Consider the following 21916-nt stretch of genomic DNA (forward strand, 5'->3'; position numbering starts at 1 on the left):
ATTATGGAAAACTATCTTATTGATCCAGCCCTTGAACCTGAAGAAAATAGTGATTGGCAACGCTTTGTTGAATTATTACGCAGTGCTTTTCAACAAGATTTACAGCAACCTATTTTACAACTATTTTTAACCCCAGATGAACGTTTGGCGCTCGGGACTAGGGTGCGAATTATTCAGGCTTTAATGGAAGGTGAAATGAGTCAGCGGGAGCTTAAAAGTGAGTTGGGTGTCGGAATTGCAACCATCACGCGAGGTTCTAATGGCTTGAAGAGTGCAACTAAAGAGGTGAAAGCTTGGTTGGAACAGCAGTTAAGCCAGTTATAAAAATGTTTTATTAATTGTGTAAATGTACATCTTTAACCAGTCTTGCTAGGATTTGGTTAAGATGACATGACTTAGTTGTCATGCATCACATTAAGTTCTTTATAAATTTCATGTTGGATAGGCGCTAATGCTAAAATAAGCGCTTGCTGGTAGACGCTGGTTCGGCTGAGTAAACCCTTGGTAAAAAAACCAATTGCCCCTTCGTTATGTTTAATATCAGCTATGCCAGTGATATGAGCCATCACATCGCCTAACTCACTGCCTTGCTGGATGCTAAACAGAACTTGCTCGGGTAACATAATACTGGCAGAACGCGATTCACCTCGAATTTGTTTATGTTCAATGCTAATCCAGGCAAAAGTCATTTCATCTTCAATGCCGGCTTCTATACCGACCCAAAAATCGGCTTCAGGTCGAACATGGCGCTAAGCCATAACACGTTGGCGTGCACCTGTGCGGGTTTCTGTATTACCAATTGGTTGCTTGGCTACGTGACTATTCACCTTTATGCTCTCGATTTGATAATTGCTAGTCCCAAAAACCGCTTCGAATGCTAAGTGAATAGCGTTTATCTTGGCTGGATTTGCGGTTGCTGCGATTACTTTATACATTAATTAGTATCCTCTAAAATATTATTTGTGCAGTATAACGGAAAATTATTATGTTACAGGTCTATCTTGTTCGCCACGGAGAAACTGAATGGAACGTGGCTCGGCGTATTCAAGGACAATCTGACAGCCCACTCACTGAAGTTGGTATTAGACAAGCTAAATTGGTTGCTGAAAAAGTTAAATCAATTGGCATCACACATATTATATCCAGCGACTTAGGGCGTACCCAGAAAACGGCAGAAATTATCGCGCAAGCTTGCCATTGTAACATTATTCTTGAGCCGCGGTTAAGGGAATTGAACATGGGAATACTTGAGGGAAGGGCACTTAGCTCCTTGAGTGATGAAGAAGAACGTTGGCGTCGAAGTTTGGTTAATGGAACCCCCGGGGCACGTATTCCCGATGGAGAATCGATGGATGAGATAACCAAACGTATGTTTACTGCACTAGAGAAGTGTCGTTCTTTACCAGCGGGGAGTCAACCATTATTGGTTAGTCATGGGATAGGGTTAGGGGCACTTCTTAATCGTATACTGGGTGTGCCGACTTACGCTGAAAGGCGTTTACGTTTACGTAACTGCTCTATTTCAAAAGTAGATTTTCAGGAAACGCCCTGGTTAGCGAATGGCTGGGTAGTAGAAACCGCTGGGGATATATCTCATTTAGTTGAGCCAGCATTAGATGAACAGCAAATTTAACGCTGATAATAATTAAACTATTTAAGAATGATCTAGCCAAGGGAAAAATTCCCTTGGATTTGATCCACTAGCAACTATTATAATCAATTAGTGTTTGGTGGAGGGAGAGGTGTTTTTTTAATCGGCACAAAATAATCAAATGCGATCATATGATTTTCTGGATTATCGTAGCTACATTCAGGGTTATTAGGATCTTTGAGATGATAATGTTCTATATCGTGTCCCGCGCGACGGGTCAGATTGAGATTAGGCATATAAACACCATAAATCATATACAAAAACTGTTGTAGATCGCTTTTGGTTGGTTTGCCTTCAAAAGTAAAGCGGGCATAATCACCGCCTTCGATGATAATTGAATGGTATAAATTATTTTTATTATCATCATATTGCGGTTCAACTGCAGTGATATATAAAACGGTTTGTTCATCATCCTTTTCTGAGCTATGTACGACACTATGTAATCCATAAACTTCATTAGGTATATTTTTTGCTTTATCTTGATAATATTGCCAAAAATGTTTGCGCATTTCGGCACAGGCAGTAGACCACTCTTCTAATATATATGAACAAGTTTGTTCTATTCCCATTAAATGTTTGGGTGGTAGTGTGACAAAGGAGACGTTAGGTAATTTCTGTTTTTCTAAAGTGATTGGAGGTTGCATACCTGTTGCACACCAATCTTCACTACGACGATAGAGAGCCGGTGTAATGCCAAATTGTTTTTTAAATGCACGAGTAAAGGTTTGCTGTGAATCAAAACGGTATTGCAGTGCAATATCAAGAATTGGCCGACTAGTTAGCCTAAGAGCAACAGCCGCACGAGAAAGTCGGCGAGCACGTATATAAGAGCCAATCGCTTGCTGAGTAATGTTTTTAAACATCCGCTGTAAATGCCATTTTGAATAACCGGCTTTAGCGGCCACGTTATCGAGAAATAGCGGTTGATCTAAATGCGTGTCGATCCAATATAGTAAATCGCGGATAATATTGTTTTGATCCATAGAAGTACCTGGTTTAAATAATCATCTATAAATAGTATAAAGACTTTATAATAAACATCCATTTAATACTAAGTTGCTTTATATAGCTATTTTATTATTTTTATAGACATTAATAATGTAAAAATAATTTTATTATTAAATGAGTATTAAGGAAAATTAATATCATGCGGAATTTATCAAAAATACTATCTATTTTAATAATATTTTGTCTACCAAATACAATATTTGCAGAAGAAATCGGTGCTGTTGATACTGTATTTAAATTCTTTGGTCCTGATAATAAAATTGTTATTGAAGCATTTGACGATCCTGATATTAACAATATAACTTGTTATCTGAGTCGAGCAAAAACAGGCGGTATTAAAGGAGGTCTTGGTCTGGCAGAAGATACTGCTGATTCGGCCATTTCTTGTCAACAAGTTGGGCCAATAATTATAGATGACAAAATTAAGTTAAATAATAAAAAGGGGCAGGTTGTTTTCCAAAAACGGACTTCATTGATTTTCAAAAAACTACAAGTAGTACGTTTTTACGATAAGCAACGGAATGCACTTATTTATTTAACTTATTCAGACAAAATAATTGATGGCTCGCCTAAAAATGCGATTAGTGCCGTGCCAATTATGCCATGGCATTAATATATATTAAAACCCCGATTTAAATAAAAGGGGTTTAATATTCTATATTTATTCTTCAATATCACCACAGAAACGATAACCTTCACCATGGATGGTGGCAATTATTTCAGGTGTATCGGCTATCGACTCAAAGTGCTTACGAATACGGCGGATAGTCACATCAACAGTTCTATCGTGAGGCTTTAATTCACGTCCGGTCATTTTTTTCAATAGTTCTGCACGTGTTTGAATTTTACCTGGATTTTCACAAAAATGTAACATAGCTCTGAATTCACTACGTGGTAATTTATATTGATCACCAATCGGGCTGATTAAAGAGCGACTATTAATATCCAGTTCCCAGCTATTAAATTTATAACTCTCAACCTGGCGACGTTCACCACTAATTTGGCAAAGATTCATTGTGCGTGAAAGTAAATTTCTGGCACGAATTGTTAATTCACGAGGATTGAAAGGCTTAGTTATATAGTCATCAGCGCCAATTTCTAATCCTAATATCTTATCAACTTCATTATCACGCCCAGTAAGAAACATCAGCGCGACATGAGCTTGTTCACGTAATTCGCGTGCAAGAAGCAGACCATTTTTGCCTGGCAAATTAATATCCATAATGACCAGATTAATATCATTATCAGATAAAATATTGTGCATTTCGGCACCATCAGTAGCTTCATGTACAATATAGCCTTCTGCTTCGAAAATGCTTTTTAAGGTATTGCGTGTGACAATCTCGTCTTCAACAATCAAAATATGTGGGGTTTGCATATGTGCTACCTAACTCTCTACAATATAAATTACCAGATTTACACACTAATGTTTCAAGAGCATGCTTTCTCTAATTTCGTTTTATAATACTAATGAAAGCTTAGCGAATATCATTAAAGTTCATATAAATTTTTTGTAACAAAAAAACAATTATGCCGAACCTAAAAGAAATTTACTAAACAATTCTTTTCTCTTTTTATGTTAACAGCAATATAACAGCTAAAAGGCTATTTACCACCTAAAAAAATGACTTTTGTTGATACACGTCAAAATCGAAATAAAGCTATTATAAAGATTATTTCTTAAATTATATGATTTTTTGTGTCATAAAATATTGTATTTATATTAAAATAGGCGCTAATGTAATTTATATGAAAGATATAAACGCTAAGCCTTATATTATTATTTATCTGTTAGCATACAAGCATTCGTGTCTGTAACTAGATAAAAATTCTTATTTATTCGGTTATGGATGTTTTTTTATCTACTTAAAGTGAAATGTATTTTGTACGTAAAGTTACTTAGCAAAGAAATAAATATGTTTAATTAGTTTTAGTAATTAAAGAACAAATTATTTGACTTTGCATTAAAATTGCTTTAACCAGTATATAGCTAAACATTTTTTAATAAAAAAGTTAGGACTGTGATGCGTAAAGCCAGCTTCAATACCAGCATTATTACCACTACCGTAACCATTGGTTATGGGGCGGGCTGACGCATAACTAAAATCGAAATCAAACAGAAAGCCCGCATCCAAGCAAATGATGCGGGTTTTTTTTTAACCCAATTTCAGAAGGAAAAAACCAGTGCGTGTGCTCAAATTTGGTGGAACGTCGGTTGCCAATGATAATAAAATGCTTAACGTTGCAAATATTGTTGCGGATAAATTTACAGCAGGACCGGTGGCGCTAGTTTTGTCAGCACCAGCTAAGATCACAGACTATCTTGTTGCTATGATCGATGCAGCGACGTCGGGCGCTGATATTACTCCACATATCAAAGGCGCTAATGAAATCTTTTCTACTTTGATCTCCGGTTTACAGGAAAAGCAAGCTGATTTTGCCTATGAAAATATCAGGCAAATGATTGACAATGAGTTTATTCAAATTCAGCAAATATTACAGGGTATTGCGCTATTGGGATTGGGACAATGTCCAGCAAGTCTTCAGGCCGGATTAATATGTCGTGGCGAAAAAATTTCGATTACGATTATGGCATCTCTACTGCGTGCGCGTGGTTACCGAATAACAATTATTGATCCAGTAAAAAATTTATTCGCACAAGGATCTTATCTCGACGCGACAGTCGATATTCGTGAATCCAGCCAACGTATTAGCGCATTGAATATACCTAAAGATAATCTTATTTTGATGGCAGGTTTTACTGCCGGTAATTGGCAAAATGAACCGGTAATATTAGGGCGTAATGGCTCAGATTACTCAGCCGCGGTTTTAGCTGCCTGCTTACAGGCGGATTATTGTGAAATTTGGACTGATGTTGACGGTGTTTATACTTGTGATCCTCGTATCGTGCCAGAGACTCAGTTGCTAACAGAAATATCTTATCAAGAAGCTATGGAGCTTTCCTATTTTGGAGCTAAAGTTCTTCATCCGCGAACAGTTGCTCCGATTGCCCAATTTCAGATCCCTTGTTTAATTAAAAATGCCTCCGCGCCTAATCGTAACGGCACTTTAATTGGTAATATAGAAAATAGTGCATGTATGCCAATTAAAGGGATCACTAGCCTAAAAAATATGGCGATGATTAATGTCTCAGGGCCTGGTATGAAGGGCATGGTAGGTATGGCCGCTCGTATCTTTTCTGCAATGTCCCATAAGAGAATTTCCATTGTGTTAATCACGCAATCCTCTTCTGAGTACAGTATTAGTTTTTGTGTGCATCAGGATCAGTTATCACAGGCATATCAGGCATTGAATGCAGAGTTTTATTTGGAATTAATAGAAGGTTTGCTTGGAACATTGGATATCATCGAGCAGCTAGCGATTATCTCAGTCGTGGGTGATGGTATGCGAACTTGCAAAGGAGTATCGGCTCGTTTTTTTTCTGCTTTGGCACGTGGCAATATTAATATTGTCGCTATTGCACAAGGTTCTTCTGAGCGCTCAATTTCTGCCGTGATTGATAATAGTATGACTACTATCGCGGTGCAGTTATGTCACCAAATGTTGTTTAATACCGATCAAATTATCAATGTTTTTATTGTTGGTGTTGGTGGCGTTGGCAGTGCTTTACTTGAACAAATTTACCGGCAACAAAATTGGTTAAAAAAGAAACATATTGATCTGCGAGTTTGTGCAATTGCTAATTCGCGGCTGATGGTAACGGATATTAAAGGATTAACACTGGATAATTGGCAACTAGCATTATCACAATCTAAACGATCTTTTAGTTTAAATGATTTATGCCAACTACAAGATAAACATTGTTTTTTCAATCCAGTTATCGTTGATTGTACCGCAGCTCAGCAAATAGCTAAGCACTATGCTTTTTTGCTCAAGGCAGGATTTAGTGTTGTTACGCCAAATAAAAAAGCTAATACCGCTAGTATGGATTACTATCGCCAGATCCGATTAGTTGCTGAGCAATCAAAGCGTAAATTTCTGTATGAAGCGAATGTTGGTGCAGGGTTACCTGTCATTGAAAATTTGCAGAATTTACTCAATGCCGGGGATGAACTGCTAGCGTTTAGCGGTATTCTATCTGGCTCACTTTCCTATATTTTTGGTTTACTTGATGAAGGAATGTCTTTATCGCAGGCGACGCGGTTAGCTAAAGAAAAAGGTTTTACTGAACCGGATCCGCGTGATGATCTTTCTGGTATGGATGTTGCGCGTAAGTTGCTGATCCTGGCGCGTGAAGCCGGTTACTGTCTTGAGCTTAGTGATATTGAAATTGAACCTATCTTGCCTATCTCTTTTGATGTTAGTGGTGATGTTAACCATTTTCTTCAACGGTTAACCCAATTAGATCAAGATTTTAAAATAAGGGTTGCCCAAGCAGCGGCTCAGGGAAAAGTTCTTCGTTATGTCGGGTTAATTAAAGACGGTTGTTGTCAGGTAAAAATGGTAGCCGTCGATGAACATAATCCACTTTATAAAGTTCAGGATGGTGAAAATGCTTTAGCATTTTATACCCGCTATTATCAGCCCATTCCATTAGTATTAAGGGGTTACGGTGCGGGTAATGAAGTTACGGCAGCAGGAGTATTTGCCGATATATTACGGGCCCTAACAAGGAAAATAGGAGCATAAAATGGTTAAAGTTTATGCACCCGCATCGATAGGTAATGTCAGTGTTGGGTTTGATGTATTAGGTGCGGCTATCTCTCCGATTGATAATCAGCAATTAGGTGACTGTGTCTCAGTCATGAAGGCGGATAAATTTAATTTGAAAAATAGTGGTGCTTTTGTTGGCAAATTGCCCCAGCAGCAACAGCAAAATATCGTTTACCAGGCCTGGCAACTGTTTTGTCAAGAATTGGGCCAATCTCTTAATGTTGAAATGACATTGGAAAAGAATATGCCAATTGGTTCTGGATTAGGCTCTAGTGCCTGCTCAGTGGTAGCCGCCCTGATGGCATTAAATGAGTATGCCGGTCGTCCTTTTGATAAAAATAGTTTGTTATTAATGATGGGGCAATTGGAAGGCCTTGTTGCTGGTAGTATTCATTATGATAATGTTGCGCCTTGCTACTTGGGCGGTATGCAGCTTATCGTCGAACAGAATAATATGATCAGCCAGGCAATCCCAACTTTTGCTGACTGGATTTGGGTGATGGCTTATCCTGGTATCAAGGTTGCGACAGCAGAAGCTAGGGCTATTTTGCCAACGCATTATCAACGGCAGGATACAATTAACCATGGCCGATTATTAGCTGGTTTTATTCATGCTTGTCATACTCAGCAAACTGATTTAGCGATCGATATGTTGCAAGATGTGATTGCTGAGCCTTATCGCGCTCAAATATTGCCCGGTTTTATATCCGCCCGCGAAAAGGTAAAAAATCTCGGCGCAGTCGCTTGTGGCATCTCTGGCTCAGGGCCGACATTATTTGCAATTTGTTATGAAAGAAAGACAGCAGAAAAAGTAATGCAATGGTTGACACAATATTACCTACAAAATAGGGCAGGTTTTGTGCATATCTGTCGTTTAGATCAAGTTGGTGCAAGAGTGATAGGCTAAAAATGAGATTATATAATTTAAAAAATCAAAATGAGCAGGTTAGTTTTGTACAGGCAGTTAAACAGGGGCTTGGTCAGCAGCAGGGCCTTTTTTTCCCGCTTAATTTACCAAAACTAAGTGCTGAGCAGCTAACTAAATGGTTACAGTACGATTTTATCACTCGTAGTAGCCATATTTTATCCGCCTATATTGGTGATGAAATGCCGTTTGAACAAGTGACAGAAAGAGTCAAAAAGGCATTTAATTTTCCGGTAATGGTTAGGCCAATAGAAGAAAATATCGCCAGCTTGGAGTTGTATCATGGCCCAACCTTAGCATTCAAAGATTTTGGTGGGCGGTTTATGGCACAAATATTGGCACAAATTGCCAGTAATGAACCTATGACTATTTTAACTGCGACTTCAGGTGATACTGGCGCAGCCGTTGCCCATGCTTTTTATGGTCTCAATAATGTTCAGGTAATTATTCTCTATCCGGAAAACAAGACCACTACTTTACAGGAGAAGCTATTTTGTACACTAGGGAAAAATATCCACACTATTGCTATCAATGGTGACTTTGATGATTGCCAAACATTAGTAAAACAAGCATTTGATGATGAAGAATTAAAACGGCTAGTATGCCTAACCTCTGCTAATTCGATTAATATTAGCCGTTTATTGGCACAAATTTGTTATTATTTTGAGGCGGTTGCCCAGCTACCGGTTGAAAAACGCCAGCATTTGGTTATTTCGGTACCCAGTGGTAATTTTGGTAATTTAACCGCCGGCTTATTAGCCAAAGCAATGGGGCTGCCAGTAAAACGTTTTATTGCCGCCACTAATGTTAATGATACCGTTCCACGTTATCTTTCTCAGGGGCAATGGTTGCCACATCAGACAATAGCGACCCTGTCAAATGCCATGGATGTTAGTCGACCAAATAATTGGCCCAGGATAGAGGCGCTTTTCCAGCGCCAAAAATGGGAGCTTGATCAGCTTAGTTATGGCGTTGTTGATGATAAAGCGACCGTAAAAACCGTTCAACAACTGGCGAGTAAAGGTTATATTTCTGAGCCGCATGGCGCAGTTGCTTATCGTATTTTATGTGATCAACTGCAAGATGATGAATACGGACTGTTTTTAAGTATCGCTCACCCAGCAAAATTTAAACAGAGTGTAGAGCGTATTCTTGCTAAATCATTACCATTACCAACCGCTTTAGCAAAACGGGCTAAATTACCACTACTTTCCCATCAACTACCCGCTGATTTTGCTTTATTACGTAATTTTTTGCTCCAGCATGCGGTTAGATAACAATGAGCTAAAATGGAAGCGCTAGCTTCCATTGTTAACTCTGTTGAGATCGTTTAAACACTAGTACATTATCTTTAGAAGCAGAGTCATCAAATTGGTAACCGGCTAAATTAAATTCAGTCAGTTGCTCAATATTTTTTACTTGATTTTGAATAATAAAGCGACTCATTAGCCCACGGGCTTTTTTAGCATAAAAACTAATAACTTTATATTTGCCCTGTTTTTCATCTAGAAAAATAGGTTTAACAATATAAGCATCCAGTTTTTTGCTATTAATGGCTTTAAAATATTCATCTGATGCTAAGTTAATTAGAATATTATCACCTTGATTATTTAGGGCTTGATTAAGATTTTCAGTAATAATATCACCCCAAAAAGCATAAAGATCTTTTCCTTGTTTATTATTTAGTTTAGTTCCCATTTCTAATCGGTAAGGTTGCATCAGATCAAGTGGACGTAATACACCATATAAACCGGATAGAATCCGAAGATGTTTTTGGGCAAAAGTAAAATCTTTTGGCGTAAAACTTTCCGCTTGCAGGCCGGTATAAACGTCACCTTTAAAAGCCAAGATCGCCGCTCGGGCATTTTCTAAGGTAGAATTAGCCTGCCACTGTCCAAAACGTGCGGCATTTAAACCGGCTAATTTGTCACTAATATGCATTAAACTGGCAATTTCCGCCGGTGTAAGTTGACGGCAGATCTTAATCAATTGCTCTGCCTGTGATAACAGGGTTGGTTGGCTATATTCTGTTGTAGCCAGCGGACTATCATAATCAAGTGTTTTGGCTGGTGAAATCGTGATAAGCATAATTAATATCCAGTAAAATTCAAAAATAAGTGACTTCATCAAAATGATAAATTGCTATCATTGCGGTTATTTGTAGCATTTAACGTCAATTATTGCTATTCAAACGACAGTAGGCTGTGAAAAATGGCGGGCTAAATTTGTTATCAACAACAATGGTTGGTGCACTTATTTGTTGTAATATCAATGCATGATATTATCAAAACCAGATAGGATTATGAGTCTTGGCTTCATCTCAATAACGACGGGATTAAAAAATGAGCGATAAATTAACCTCTTTACGTAAAATAACGACGGTTGTGGCAGATACAGGGGATATTAGCGCAATAAAGCTTTATAAACCTGAAGATGCAACAACTAACCCCTCTTTGATCCTTAATGCGGCTCAGATCCAAGAATATCAGCCACTTATTAATGAAGCTATCAAATGGGCACGTGAGCAAAGTAATTCTCGCGAGCAACAAATCATTGATGCATGCGATAAATTGGCAGTTAATGTTGGGTTAGAAATCTTACAATTAATTCCAGGAAGAATTTCAACCGAAGTTGATGCACGTCTTTCCTATGATAGCGATGCATGCATTAAAAAAGCGCGCCGCATTATTGAACTTTATAATAGTGCAGGCATTAAAAATGATCGTATTTTGATAAAGTTGGCTTCAACCTGGCAAGGGATCCGGGCAGCAGAACAGTTAGAAAAAGAGGGTATCAACTGTAATTTAACGCTATTATTCTCTTTTGCTCAGGCACGCGCTTGTGCTGAAGCCGGCGTTTATCTGATTTCACCTTTTGTTGGTCGTATTCTTGATTGGTATAAAGCCAATACTGATACAAAAGAGTATGCCCCACAAGAAGATCCTGGCGTTATTTCTGTTACACAAATTTACAATTACTATAAACAACATGGTTATAAAACGGTGGTGATGGGGGCCAGTTTCCGTAATAGTGGTGAAATTTTGCAACTGGCAGGCTGTGATCGTTTAACGATTGCACCGGCATTACTCAAAGAGCTTTCTGAGTCACAAGGTGAAGTTGTTCGCCAATTGACATCCAATGGTCAAACTCAGTCACCACCTCAACCAATGACGGAAGCCGAATTCTATTGGCAACATCATGCTGATGCTATGGCGACCGACAAATTGGCTGAGGGTATTCGTAAATTTGCTATCGATCAGGAAAAGTTGGAAAAAATGGTTGCACAGCAACTGTAATTAATATTTCTCTGTTATAAGTAAAAGCCTAGTGGATTATCTTACTAGGCTTTTGGCTTTTATTTGTTGGTCTAAGGGTGCTTAAGGGAATAATATTATTTATCTTTGTGTTGCTACAGCAAAAGTTGAATAGATTTAGTATTAAACATCTTGTTTTCAATATTGAATTTGAGAATCTCATGGATAAATTACGGATAGGTTTGGTTTCTGTTTCAGATCGGGCAGCGAAGGGAATTTATCAAGATCAGGGGATCCCTACCCTTGAAAAATGGCTTTCAAACGCCCTTAAAACCCCTTTTACCATTGAGTCACGTTTGATCCCTGATGAGCAAAAAATTATTGAACTCACACTTTGTGAGCTAGTTGATGATCTAGCTTGTCATTTAATTTTAACAACCGGTGGCACAGGGCCAGCGCTGCGTGATGTAACACCGGATGCGACACTGGCGATTGCTGATCGGCACATGCCGGGTTTTGGTGAACAAATGCGGCAAATTAGTTTGCATTTTGTCCCAACGGCGATCCTTTCGCGTCAAGTTGGCGTGATCCGTAAGCAAACATTGATTTTGAATTTACCTGGCCAACCAAAATCTATTACAGAAACATTAGCCGGTTTAAAAGATCAACAGGGAAGCGAAATTGTTGCTGGAATTTTTGCTAGCGTACCTTACTGTATCCAGTTATTAGAAGGCCCCTATGTTGAAACCGATCCCAACGTTATCAAAGCATTTAGACCTAAATCAGTCATGCGCTAGCATGGATCAACCGGAGGGTTTTTGACATTAGAGAATAATATTAGTCATGATTAAAACAACAGTTAATTGCGTTGCCATCAAATAGTGTCAATTTTTAAATACAAAATTTCTTCATTGCTGTGACAGTTATGGTTGCTATTGCTTAGGCGGTATTTTCGGCTTTATTTACACTATCGAAACGCAAAAGATCCGGCCAGATTAACATCAATTCACGCGGGCTAAAATTTTTCCGATATTTAATCGCTTCACTGACAGTTTGGCAGTCATAAGCACTAATATAAGCCATGGCGCGCACTTTTTGTGCCACACTGGCGAGTGCCGTTGCAACTGCTTTTATAGGGTTACATTTTTGTCAATAATATATTTATAGTGAATTTGTTTATCATTGTGCGGTGTTGTTGAAATTTAATTAATAATAATTGAAACCAGAGTTATAAATTTTCTTTTATTATAAACTGAGTAAATCTATAGTCAGATATAGTTAAATAATGAAAAGTAATCGAAAGGTTTTATTTATAAATGATTTCAAAAATGAGTGAGTTATGTTTAATTTCTTATTGAAAACAACAAAAATAATATTGCATTAAAGATTTTAATTATAATTAATTACATTGTTTTTACTTTTTGTAAGTTATTTTTTAATATAGTTAATGTTAAACCATTTCGTTAAATCATTAAATCATTAAATCATTAAATCATTAAATCATTAAATCATCAGATAATTAAACAATTAAACAATTAAACAATTAACTTGTTAAATATTAACTCTTTTTAATTTAACTTAAGTGATTTAGTTAGCTATATTTGATTAATTCTAATTTCTTTTCTATGTTAACTTCAAAAATTAAACAAAGATAAATATCAGAAGTTATTTATCTTAATTTAGTAATGTTTAAAATTATTATATATCAGCATATATTTAGCACGAATATTTTCCTTAAATAAAATTAAAGTATATTAATGTTTTTTTGTGGTATTTTTGATTGAGTATTAATTTATTTAATAAATTTTAATGTTAAATGTCATTAATAAATAATTAGACAATAATGTTATTTTATTTAACCAATTATTATATTTAATAAAAAAATGTAAATCATAATTTGTTTTCATTAAAGCTAAAAATGACTAGTTATAATATGGCATATCTATTTTTGCCATCTATTTAGGTATATATGAATAATTCACCCGTAATTAAATTAATACAAATAATGGGGGATAGAATGATAATCTGAGATAATTTTAAGCATTTGTAAAAATTTAAGTTTTTGTTATAACACGTTCTGAAGATAGCATTTTTTGTTAATAAATGCTTAAGAGGAAATGTTTATGAAAAAAAATAATATGAAAAAAGTAATATATTCAGCAACTATCATATCGATTTTACTTAATGCTGAATTTGCTTTAGCAAATGATAATATTGTTAAAGCTTTTAATGGAGCAGAATTCCATTTGACAGGTAATTATTATCATTCTAACACAACAGATATTATTCAAAAGAAAACACCCGTTCTCTCATTTGAAGGTCTATCTAAAGAAGGTGGAAAACAAATAGTTAACGGTTACAAGCAAGTTTTTAAAAGTGATGTGATGGGCGATTACATCAAACTGCAACTTGGTTTAGTAAAAAAACAAATATTAGAAAATGATCAACTTACTATTCTTAAAAATATTGATGTTATAAAAAAACAATTTCCTGAATTAATTAGTTTTTGGCAAGGACTGGCAGCAGCAACAAATCATACTTTAGACGAAATTTATTTGGTTGCCTGGGCTGAAGAGGGATTATTTGCTAAGGAAATTCAAAAAGAGACAGGTAATGCTGTAAAGAAAATGGCTGAGATGAAGAATAATAGTTCCGCATGTACCGCGATAGGATGGTCAAATGGTATTTTAGGTCAAACCCAGGATATGAATGTAGCATATTCTGGTTGGGGCGCTATTTGGCAAAGCCCAGACTTAATTGTGCATGCACCAACGCCCTTCTTTACCTCAATTGCAATGGGGAAAAAACTAGCTACTACAACAAATATTATTGAAGGCTTACGTCAAGGTAGTGGTAAAAATGGTGTACCTATTAGTGCGGTTATTATGGCAATGGTTGCCAAAAATGATAATGTCTATAAAATCCCTGCTATTTTCTCTGATTTGAAAACCAACGGCGCATATTCACCAAGCTTTGTCGATTTAAATAACCAAATTATTACCATAGAAATAACAGATAAAGGTAATAAAGTAATTGATGGTACACAGAAAGGCTTTATTGTTCATACCAATCATCCGATTGGTGAAGAAAAATGGATGGTGCAAAAATATGCTCAAGGTAATTGACGGTTGTTTGATAATTTATCTGCAAATACATTATGGAGGCTTAATACGGCTAAATTACGTGCTATATATAGCCCAGAAAAAAGTATTGATGCATTAAAAGATTTATTTCGTTCTAAACCTGTTTTAATGCAGGGCTATAAGGGAAACACTTTTGTTACCACAAATGCCATAATACATGATCTAAGAGCTGGATGTACCTATGGCACTACTTGGTCGCCAAAACTCCAAGAGTTTACTAAAGTTTGCTTTGAAGTAAATAGTAAATAAAAATTTAGTTTAACTATCTTAGTATATTAATTTTACAATTCATTATTCCTGAATATTAAAAATACTCAGGAATCTTCTTAATTTAATAAGATATGCTAGTACATTGCATATTATGATAGTTATCTAAATAAAATCACCTTTAACCAGCAGTTAACAAAGCAGCGCAGCATAAACTGCTTTATTAATATCTCTGGATGCTATTTAAGAATTATGACCAATAGGCAATATGGTACGGCCAAATTGTTCATTAATGACTTCTGCCATAGCAAGGTAAAAAGCGCTGGCGCCACAGATAATACCTTCAAAACCGGCAATAGTAAGTATGGTTTTGTTTTCATACAGATTACCGATCGCTAACAGCGCAAAAAGTACGGTTAGACTAGCAAAAACAAATTGTAGTGCGCGATTAGCTTTTAATGTACCAACAAACATAAACAAGGTAAAGATAACCCAAAGTGCCAGGTATACCGCGAGAAAATCTGCTGATGTTGCTTGTACGGATGCTATATTAGGTAGCATCAGTAAGCCAACTAAACTTAGCCAAAACAGACCATATGATAAAAATGCAGTTGCGGCAAAGGTATTTCCTTTTTTATATTCAAAAATACCGGCAATAATCTGAGCAATACCACCATAGAAGATCCCCATACTCAGTATCACTGAAGTTAATGGAAAAAATCCTGCATTGTGAATATTTAATAAAATGGTTGTCATACCAAAACCCATCAAACCTAATGGGCCCGGATTGGCAATATTATTAGCACTCATACATTCCTCTAAATGTCATAAAATATATAATATTCAATAGGATACAAATTAATATATGCTATTGGGTCTTACGAAAAGCAAGTATAATAGGTAGTGTTTGCATCAAAACAAAGAATAAAATGACTTTTTATTTAAAAATAATTTTTTACTTTCCCCTTGATGAATATTTTTATGTCCCCATTTTAATGAAAAGCGTAGTTACCAATGGTCAATCTATCAACCTGTCACAAGGTGTCTCGTTAGGTAGATTTTTTTTGAGGTCAGGGAAAAAATCCCTTGAAAAAAAATTTAATGAACCTCATATAGGTTGGTAACTAGATTGGTTAAGAATTCCCTTTGGAGGCTGTTTAGATGGGTAAAATTATCGGGATTGACCTGGGTACAACTAACTCTTGTGTAGCTATTATGGATGGCGCAAGTGCGCGAGTATTGGAAAACAGTGAGGGTGACCGTACCACACCTTCTATTATTGCTTACACGCAAGATGGTGAAATTCTTGTCGGTCAGCCGGCAAAACGGCAGGCAGTGACAAATCCTCAAAATACACTTTTTGCTATTAAGCGTCTGATTGGACGTCGCTTTGAAGATGAAGAAGTTCAACGTGACGTTTCTATTATGCCTTATAAAATCATTGCCGCAGATAATGGTGATGCTTGGTTGGATGTTAAGGGGCAAAAAATGGCTCCTCCTCAGGTTTCCGCTGAGGTGCTGAAAAAAATGAAAAAAACGGCGGAAGATTATCTGGGTGAGCCCGTTACTGAAGCTGTTATTACTGTACCAGCTTATTTTAATGATGCTCAGCGTCAGGCAACTAAAGATGCCGGTCGTATTGCTGGTTTAGATGTAAAACGTATTATTAACGAACCAACGGCAGCGGCGCTTGCTTATGGTTTAGATCGTGAAGTAGGTAACCGTACCATTGCGGTATATGACTTAGGTGGTGGTACCTTTGATATTTCAATTATTGAAATTGATGAAGTCGATGGTGAAAAAACCTATGAAGTGCTGGCAACTAATGGTGATACTCACTTAGGTGGTGAAGACTTTGATAATCGTCTGATCAATTATTTGGTCGATGAATTTAAGAAAGAGCAAGGTTTTGACCTACGCAATGATCCGTTAGCAATGCAACGCTTAAAAGAAGCTGCAGAGAAAGCTAAAATTGAACTCTCTTCTGCCCAGCAGACCGATGTCAATCTGCCTTACATTACTGCAGATGCCAGCGGTCCTAAGCATATGAATATTAAGGTGACGCGAGCGAAACTTGAATCACTGGTTGAAGATTTGGTTAAACGCTCAATGGAGCCGCTGAAAGTTGCACTGCAAGATGCGGGCTTAAATGTTAATGATATAAACGATGTCATTCTGGTTGGTGGTCAGACGCGCATGCCAATGGTACAAAAAGCGGTTGCTGACTTCTTCGGAAAAGAACCTCGTAAAGACGTTAACCCTGATGAAGCGGTTGCTATTGGTGCGGCGGTACAAGGTGGTGTGTTAGCTGGTGATGTTAAAGATGTCTTGTTACTTGATGTAACTCCACTATCTTTAGGTATTGAAACGATGGGTGGTGTAATGACAACGTTAATTGCCAAGAATACCACTATTCCGACTAAACATAGTCAGGTGTTTTCAACAGCAGAAGATAACCAGTCGGCAGTAACCATTCATGTGTTGCAGGGTGAACGTAAACGCTCAAGTGATAACAAATCATTAGGCCAGTTTAATTTGGATGGTATTCAAGCGGCACCACGTGGTATGCCACAAATTGAGGTTACCTTCGATATTGACGCTGATGGTATTTTACATGTGTCAGCCAAAGATAAGAATACTGGCCGCGAGCAGAAGATTACCATTAAAGCATCTTCTGGTTTGAAAGAAGATGAAATCCAAAGAATGGTAAGCGATGCAGAAGCAAATGCGGAAGCAGATCTTAAGTTTGAACAGTTAGTTCAGGTACGTAATCAGGCTGATCAATTAGTTCACGGTACGCGTAAACAAATTGAAGAAGCGGCTGACAAGCTACCTGCTGATGATAAAACTAACATAGAGAAAGCTATTTCTGAGCTGGAAACCGCAGTGAAAGGTGAGGATAAAGCCGTCATTGAAGAGAAAATTCAAGCTTTAGTTCAAGCTTCAGCCAAACTACTCGAGTTAGCTCAACAGCAAGCTCAAGCAGGAGCAACTGATACAGGCGCAGGCGCCCAGCCTAAGCAGGATGATAATGTTGTTGATGCTGAATTTGAAGAAGTCAATGACAAGGATAAAGATAAAAAATAGGGGCCCTTAGCGGGCACAGTAATAGTGTTAGGATTATTTCCTCTGTTACTGAAAACCGAGTACGGGCGTTGGGGGAACTCTACGCCCGTTTCCGTGTGTTAAGGGTAAAATAAATATGGCAAAAAGAGATTATTATCAAGTTTTAGGCGTTACTAAAACGGCTGATGAAAAAGAGATCAAAAAAGCATATAAACGTCTGGCGATGAAGTATCATCCAGATCGTAATCAGGGTGATAAAGAAGCAGAAAGTAAGTTTAAAGAAATTAAAGAAGCTTATGAAATTTTAACTGATGCGCAAAAACGTGCTGCTTATGATCAATATGGACATGCTGCTTTTGAACAAGGTGGCATGGGTGGCGGATTTAGCGGCGGCTTTGCTTCTGGCGCCGATTTTAGTGATATTTTTGGTGATGTATTTGGTGATATTTTTGGTGGTGGCCGGCGTCAGCGATCGGCTCGTGGGGCCGATCTTCAGTACGAAATAACATTAACCTTAGAAGAAGCAGTTCGGGGTGTCAGCAAAGAGATCCGTATTCCGACTTTGGAAAAATGTGATGTTTGTAACGGAAGTGGCGCTAAACCAGGCACCAAACCAGAAACTTGCTCAACTTGTCATGGTGCAGGCCAAGTTCAGATCCGGCAAGGATTTTTTGCAGTTCAGCAAACTTGCCCAACTTGTCATGGTCGTGGTCAAATCATCAAAGAACCTTGCATTAAATGTCATGGCCATGGACGAGTAGAGAAATACAAAACTTTATCGGTAAAAATTCCACCAGGGGTTAATACTGGCGATCGTATCCGCTTAAATGGTGAAGGTGAGGCCGGTGAAAATGGCGCTCCAGCCGGTGATCTCTATGTTCAGGTCAATGTCGCAAGGCATGCTATTTTTGAGCGCGATGGTAATAACTTATATTGCGAAGTACCCATTAATTTTACGATTGCGGCATTGGGCGGTGAAATTGATGTACCAACACTTGATGGCCGGGTGAGTCTCAAAATTCCAGCTGAGACACAAACAGGAAAAATTTTCCGCATGAAAGGAAAAGGTGTTAAGCCTGTTCGTGGTGGTATGACAGGTGATTTGATGTGCCGCATTCTGGTGGAAACTCCGGTTAAACTTAATGATAAACAAAAAGCTTTACTGAAAGAATTTGGTGAATCTTTGAATGGTGAAAGTGGTGGTAAGAATAGCCCTCGTTCAAAGAGTTTCTTAGATAGTGTGAAAAAGTTTTTTGATGATCTGACCAAATAACGGTAGTTAGCTAAATTAACAGAGCATCGATAGTAAGTGATCGATGCTTTTTTTATTAATTGAAAATAGGATTATTTGATTTTTTTAATAGAATAATAATTGATTAATGAGATATCTTATAACAGTGGCTAATTTATTGTGTTTTATTTATTAATTTGAATTATTTTATTGCTTTTATCTATACAAATTAAATTTAAAAAGTTTAATTATGAAGATAAATTTTGCCTGTTTTATATAAATTTTCTGCTTTAATTTTTTTATAAAAATAAATTAAGATTAATTTCGATACGTTAAACGTGAGCTTAACAGAATTTTCTATACAATTTAGTTTTATTTTTAATTAATTTATTAGATAGGAAATAGTTATGGCAGAATCGTTAGCGCTAAGAATAAAAAACTCATTTTCTTTTAACAAACCAGTTATCACTGAACAAAATTGCCAGCAATATTTTAAAAAGGAATTGCTTAACTGTCTAAAATTTATCGCAAATAATAGTAAAGGAAATATTAAAATTAGCGAGACATTCAAGATAGCAGCTGGAAAGTATTGTTCATTTTCCACTGAAGGATTAGAGACAATTTTAACTCGTAAATATACTTGGCATGGTGTAGAGAAAATAAATAAAGTTAACTTACAAAAGTTTGGTTGCTCTCTTTTCGATTGTATTAAAGAGATAAAAAATTCAGATAAGTTAGATAATATACGATTACAAATAGGTGGAAATATTATAGATGCAATTGGATTAGGGGTTTTAAGTAAGAATATAGATTAACAGGATTTTAGTTATGCGAAAGAATGTACCAATAAGATTGATCATATGACAGATGAAGATAAAATAAACAAAGAAATTAGGGAATGTTTTAATAAGTTTATAATTATAAGTCATGTTAATGAATATGCTATGAAAAATAAAACAAAAGCGGCAGAGTTAACATTAGTTGAAAGCAGAACGGAAATAGCAGAAGAAACATTAAAACTATGTCCAGAGGAAGTAGAGAAAAGAAAGGAAATAGAACAAGGTGGAGGGGTTATATTAAATAAAGTGGCAAAACAATCCCAGCAACAAGTAGAAATACCAGATAAATCAGATTTACTACGAGAAAGTAACCCCAGTTTTTGGCAAAAACTGCGCCAAAAAACGACGCAACTTTTGGCAACATCGCGGGATTTTATCAAAACTAAACTCATCAGGCTTTTATTACCTACTTTTTTTAACAGTAAGGTTAACTAATCGTTTTTCAAAGTTAAGTCAGTTTCAAACTGCTAACTAGTCAAATAACGTCTATATTGTTAGTAATTATTCGGTATAACGGTGTTATTTCTGCTAAAAAAAATGATTTTCCGAATTGTAAGTATTAGCGTAAAATTAATTTTGCTAATTAACACTGAGGTTATTGTAATGACAGCAATTATACGACAATTTTTAAAGTTAGAAGCAGCAAGTGGGGTGCTGTTAATTATTGCTGCCGTCTTAGCTTTGATTATGGCTAATACCCCATTGCAAAGTATTTATCAGCAATTTCTTAATATTCCCGTTGCGGTTAAAATCAGTGCATTAAATATTGATAAACCTTTTTTATTATGGATAAACGATGGTTTAATGGCCATTTTCTTTTTGGTTGTTGACCTGGAAGTTAAGCGAGAACTAATAGAGGGCTCGTTAGCTGGTCGTGATAAAGCGATATTCCCAGCTGTTGCTGCGATAGGTGGTATGCTGTTACCTGCTCTGGTATATCTATTTTTTAATGTGAATGATGAAATTGCCCGGCAGGGTTGGGCGATCCCGGCAGCGACCGATATTGCTTTTGCACTTGGTATCATGGCACTATTGGGTAAGCGTGTACCAACAGAGTTAAAAGTATTTTTACCTGCCTTGGCGATTATTGATGATCTTGGGGTGATTATCATTATTGCTTTATTCTATACCAAGTCTGTTTCTATTATGTCATTAGGTTTAGCTACGCTTTCTCTGCTGGTATTATTATGGATGAATTGGCGTAAAGTTGAAAATACCTCTGCTTATTTGGTTGTTGGCATCATCTTATGGGTTTGTATTTTAAAATCGGGTATTCATGCTACATTAGCTGGTGTCATTGTGGGGTTTTTGATACCCCTTAAAGGGAAACAAAATAATTCCCCTTCTGAACAATTAGAACATCTTTTACATCCTTGGGTAGCTTATTTAATTTTACCATTATTTGCTTTTGCTAATGCCGGTTTGCAACTTAGTGGTGTGACATTAGCCAACCTTGCCAGTTCCCTGCCCCTTGGTGTTGCGTTAGGTTTATTAATTGGCAAACCAGCAGGTATTTTTTTATTCAGTTGGCTCGCATTAAAATCAGGCGTCGCAAAATTGCCTGCCAAAATTAATCTTAAACAGATATTTGCAGTTTCAGTGCTATGTGGTATTGGTTTTACTATGTCAATTTTTATTGCTAGTTTAGCATTCGAAGGTTTAGATAATTTTAGTACTTATGCACGACTGGGGATCCTAATTGGTTCGACACTAGCGGCAATTTTAGGATTATTATTATTGAATTCCGCATTACCGAAAAAGCCAATTAGCGAGCAAACGACTAATTAGGTAAGATAAAGTTAATTTTAAGTTATAGTCACGTGAAATAAATAGTGTTTTTGTGCTCGCGCTACAATATTTTTATTTATAGCGCGAGTATCTTGTTTAGGTAAAATAAAATGGATCGCTTATCTTCTGA

21 protein-coding genes, 1 pseudogene and 1 other annotated feature are annotated in these 21916 nt (G+C 36.7%); of the genes and pseudogenes, 16 read left to right on the forward strand and 6 right to left on the reverse strand.

The genetic code is table 11. The features are described 5' to 3' along the window. Nucleotides 1-3: 3 nt before the first annotated feature. Complete coding sequence (trpR, locus tag H1X92_RS07700) at nt 4-324, forward strand: trp operon repressor (RefSeq protein WP_370520679.1); 321 nt, start codon at nt 4-6, stop codon at nt 322-324. Nucleotides 325-395: 71 nt separating this feature from the next. Here trpR and yjjX read toward each other — a convergent pair. Beyond that, nucleotides 396-935: pseudogene (yjjX, locus tag H1X92_RS07705) on the reverse strand (inosine/xanthosine triphosphatase). A 50-nt stretch (nt 936-985) separates the two neighbouring features. Between yjjX and gpmB the strand changes: the two are divergent. Beyond that, nucleotides 986-1633: a 2,3-diphosphoglycerate-dependent phosphoglycerate mutase GpmB gene (gene gpmB / locus H1X92_RS07710; protein ID WP_180559599.1), complete on the forward strand. Its 648-nt coding sequence runs from the start codon at nt 986-988 to the stop codon at nt 1631-1633. Nucleotides 1634-1716: 83 nt separating this feature from the next. Here the strand turns inward: gpmB and robA are convergent, their stop codons facing one another. Continuing rightward, on the reverse strand, nt 1717-2634 hold the full coding sequence (gene robA, locus H1X92_RS07715; protein ID WP_180559600.1) for an MDR efflux pump AcrAB transcriptional activator RobA: 918 nt from the start codon (nt 2632-2634) through the stop codon (nt 1717-1719). 164 nt (nt 2635-2798) lie between these two features. Here robA and creA point away from each other — a divergent pair, with 164 nt between their 5' ends. Further along, on the forward strand, nt 2799-3272 hold the full coding sequence (gene creA, locus H1X92_RS07720) for a protein CreA (protein ID WP_180559601.1): 474 nt from the start codon (nt 2799-2801) through the stop codon (nt 3270-3272). A gap of 48 nt (nt 3273-3320) precedes the next feature. Here the strand turns inward: creA and arcA are convergent, their stop codons facing one another. Then, on the reverse strand, nt 3321-4037 hold the full coding sequence (arcA, locus tag H1X92_RS07725) for a two-component system response regulator ArcA (RefSeq protein ID WP_180559602.1): 717 nt from the start codon (nt 4035-4037) through the stop codon (nt 3321-3323). Between the two features lie 646 nt (nt 4038-4683). Here arcA and thrL point away from each other — a divergent pair. From thrL to thrC, 4 genes are all read left to right on the forward strand, one after another. Then, complete coding sequence (thrL, locus tag H1X92_RS16235) at nt 4684-4752, forward strand: thr operon leader peptide (protein ID WP_180559714.1); 69 nt, start codon at nt 4684-4686, stop codon at nt 4750-4752. After that, nucleotides 4691-4818: a sequence feature (Thr leader region), on the forward strand. Its footprint overlaps the gene before it by 62 nt. A gap of 25 nt (nt 4819-4843) precedes the next feature. Next, on the forward strand, nt 4844-7309 hold the full coding sequence (gene thrA / locus H1X92_RS07735; RefSeq protein ID WP_180559603.1) for a bifunctional aspartate kinase/homoserine dehydrogenase I: 2466 nt from the start codon (nt 4844-4846) through the stop codon (nt 7307-7309). Nucleotide 7310: 1 nt separating this feature from the next. Beyond that, complete coding sequence (thrB, locus tag H1X92_RS07740; RefSeq protein WP_180559604.1) at nt 7311-8240, forward strand: homoserine kinase; 930 nt, start codon at nt 7311-7313, stop codon at nt 8238-8240. A 2-nt stretch (nt 8241-8242) separates the two neighbouring features. Further along, nucleotides 8243-9535 carry a threonine synthase gene (thrC, locus tag H1X92_RS07745; protein ID WP_180559605.1) on the forward strand — a complete coding sequence of 431 codons (1293 nt, stop codon included), beginning with the start codon at nt 8243-8245 and terminating at the stop codon, nt 9533-9535. Between the two features lie 34 nt (nt 9536-9569). Here the strand turns inward: thrC and yaaA are convergent, their stop codons facing one another. Beyond that, nucleotides 9570-10346, reverse strand: coding sequence for a peroxide stress protein YaaA (gene yaaA / locus H1X92_RS07750; protein ID WP_180559606.1), 777 nt, complete (start codon nt 10344-10346; stop codon nt 9570-9572). Between the two features lie 254 nt (nt 10347-10600). On the opposite strand from yaaA, the gene tal reads away from it, so the two are divergent. Together tal and mog are read left to right on the forward strand one after the other, a co-directional pair. Then, nucleotides 10601-11554, forward strand: a complete 954-nt coding sequence (tal, locus tag H1X92_RS07755) for a transaldolase (RefSeq protein ID WP_180559607.1) — start codon at nt 10601-10603, stop codon at nt 11552-11554. Between the two features lie 179 nt (nt 11555-11733). Continuing rightward, nucleotides 11734-12309: a molybdopterin adenylyltransferase gene (gene mog / locus H1X92_RS07760; protein WP_180559608.1), complete on the forward strand. Its 576-nt coding sequence runs from the start codon at nt 11734-11736 to the stop codon at nt 12307-12309. A 142-nt stretch (nt 12310-12451) separates the two neighbouring features. Here mog and H1X92_RS07765 read toward each other — a convergent pair whose 3' ends face one another. Next, nucleotides 12452-12616 carry a hypothetical protein gene (locus H1X92_RS07765; protein WP_180559609.1) on the reverse strand — a complete coding sequence of 55 codons (165 nt, stop codon included), beginning with the start codon at nt 12614-12616 and terminating at the stop codon, nt 12452-12454. Nucleotides 12617-13635: 1019 nt separating this feature from the next. On the opposite strand from H1X92_RS07765, the gene H1X92_RS07770 reads away from it, so the two are divergent. Both H1X92_RS07770 and H1X92_RS07775 read left to right on the forward strand, forming a co-directional pair. Then, nucleotides 13636-14637, forward strand: coding sequence for a hypothetical protein (locus H1X92_RS07770; protein WP_180559610.1), 1002 nt, complete (start codon nt 13636-13638; stop codon nt 14635-14637). A 3-nt stretch (nt 14638-14640) separates the two neighbouring features. Further along, nucleotides 14641-14904, forward strand: a complete 264-nt coding sequence (locus H1X92_RS07775; RefSeq protein ID WP_180559611.1) for a hypothetical protein — start codon at nt 14641-14643, stop codon at nt 14902-14904. 201 nt (nt 14905-15105) lie between these two features. Here H1X92_RS07775 and satP read toward each other — a convergent pair whose 3' ends face one another. After that, the gene (gene satP / locus H1X92_RS07780; protein WP_180559612.1) at nt 15106-15672 is read right to left on the reverse strand and encodes an acetate uptake transporter; all 567 of its coding nucleotides are present in this window, start codon (nt 15670-15672) and stop codon (nt 15106-15108) included. Nucleotides 15673-16023: 351 nt separating this feature from the next. On the opposite strand from satP, the gene dnaK reads away from it, so the two are divergent. The 5 genes from dnaK to nhaA all read left to right on the forward strand — a co-directional run bounded on the left by dnaK (nt 16024) and on the right by nhaA (nt 21786). After that, nucleotides 16024-17949 (forward strand): molecular chaperone DnaK, encoded by a 1926-nt coding sequence (dnaK, locus tag H1X92_RS07785; RefSeq protein ID WP_180559613.1) that lies wholly within the window; start codon nt 16024-16026, stop codon nt 17947-17949. A gap of 115 nt (nt 17950-18064) precedes the next feature. Then, nucleotides 18065-19201, forward strand: coding sequence for a molecular chaperone DnaJ (gene dnaJ, locus H1X92_RS07790; protein WP_180559614.1), 1137 nt, complete (start codon nt 18065-18067; stop codon nt 19199-19201). Between the two features lie 365 nt (nt 19202-19566). Beyond that, nucleotides 19567-19974 (forward strand): hypothetical protein, encoded by a 408-nt coding sequence (locus H1X92_RS07795; protein WP_180559615.1) that lies wholly within the window; start codon nt 19567-19569, stop codon nt 19972-19974. Nucleotides 19975-20019: 45 nt separating this feature from the next. Then, nucleotides 20020-20433, forward strand: coding sequence for a hypothetical protein (locus H1X92_RS07800; RefSeq protein ID WP_180559616.1), 414 nt, complete (start codon nt 20020-20022; stop codon nt 20431-20433). Nucleotides 20434-20601: 168 nt separating this feature from the next. After that, nucleotides 20602-21786, forward strand: a complete 1185-nt coding sequence (gene nhaA / locus H1X92_RS07805; RefSeq protein WP_180559617.1) for a Na+/H+ antiporter NhaA — start codon at nt 20602-20604, stop codon at nt 21784-21786. The last annotated feature ends 130 nt before the right edge of the window (nt 21787-21916 follow it).

This window comes from Arsenophonus endosymbiont of Apis mellifera (assembly GCF_903968575.1).
GTDB classification, from domain to species: domain Bacteria; phylum Pseudomonadota; class Gammaproteobacteria; order Enterobacterales; family Enterobacteriaceae; genus Arsenophonus; species Arsenophonus apicola.

What these genes read in the sequence shown, in the direction of transcription:
- trpR (WP_370520679.1), top strand. Translation starts at nt 4, where the DNA reads ATGGAAAACTATCTTATTGATCCAGCCCTTGAACCTGAAGAAAATAGT.
- gpmB (WP_180559599.1), top strand. Translation starts at nt 986, where the DNA reads ATGTTACAGGTCTATCTTGTTCGCCACGGAGAAACTGAATGGAACGTG.
- robA (WP_180559600.1), bottom strand. Translation starts at nt 2,634, where the DNA reads ATGGATCAAAACAATATTATCCGCGATTTACTATATTGGATCGACACG.
- creA (WP_180559601.1), top strand. Translation starts at nt 2,799, where the DNA reads ATGCGGAATTTATCAAAAATACTATCTATTTTAATAATATTTTGTCTA.
- arcA (WP_180559602.1), bottom strand. Translation starts at nt 4,037, where the DNA reads ATGCAAACCCCACATATTTTGATTGTTGAAGACGAGATTGTCACACGC.
- thrB (WP_180559604.1), top strand. Translation starts at nt 7,311, where the DNA reads ATGGTTAAAGTTTATGCACCCGCATCGATAGGTAATGTCAGTGTTGGG.
- thrC (WP_180559605.1), top strand. Translation starts at nt 8,243, where the DNA reads ATGAGATTATATAATTTAAAAAATCAAAATGAGCAGGTTAGTTTTGTA.
- yaaA (WP_180559606.1), bottom strand. Translation starts at nt 10,346, where the DNA reads ATGCTTATCACGATTTCACCAGCCAAAACACTTGATTATGATAGTCCG.
- tal (WP_180559607.1), top strand. Translation starts at nt 10,601, where the DNA reads ATGAGCGATAAATTAACCTCTTTACGTAAAATAACGACGGTTGTGGCA.
- mog (WP_180559608.1), top strand. Translation starts at nt 11,734, where the DNA reads ATGGATAAATTACGGATAGGTTTGGTTTCTGTTTCAGATCGGGCAGCG.
- H1X92_RS07770 (WP_180559610.1), top strand. Translation starts at nt 13,636, where the DNA reads ATGAAAAAAAATAATATGAAAAAAGTAATATATTCAGCAACTATCATA.
- satP (WP_180559612.1), bottom strand. Translation starts at nt 15,672, where the DNA reads ATGAGTGCTAATAATATTGCCAATCCGGGCCCATTAGGTTTGATGGGT.
- dnaK (WP_180559613.1), top strand. Translation starts at nt 16,024, where the DNA reads ATGGGTAAAATTATCGGGATTGACCTGGGTACAACTAACTCTTGTGTA.
- dnaJ (WP_180559614.1), top strand. Translation starts at nt 18,065, where the DNA reads ATGGCAAAAAGAGATTATTATCAAGTTTTAGGCGTTACTAAAACGGCT.
- H1X92_RS07795 (WP_180559615.1), top strand. Translation starts at nt 19,567, where the DNA reads ATGGCAGAATCGTTAGCGCTAAGAATAAAAAACTCATTTTCTTTTAAC.
- H1X92_RS07800 (WP_180559616.1), top strand. Translation starts at nt 20,020, where the DNA reads ATGACAGATGAAGATAAAATAAACAAAGAAATTAGGGAATGTTTTAAT.
- nhaA (WP_180559617.1), top strand. Translation starts at nt 20,602, where the DNA reads ATGACAGCAATTATACGACAATTTTTAAAGTTAGAAGCAGCAAGTGGG.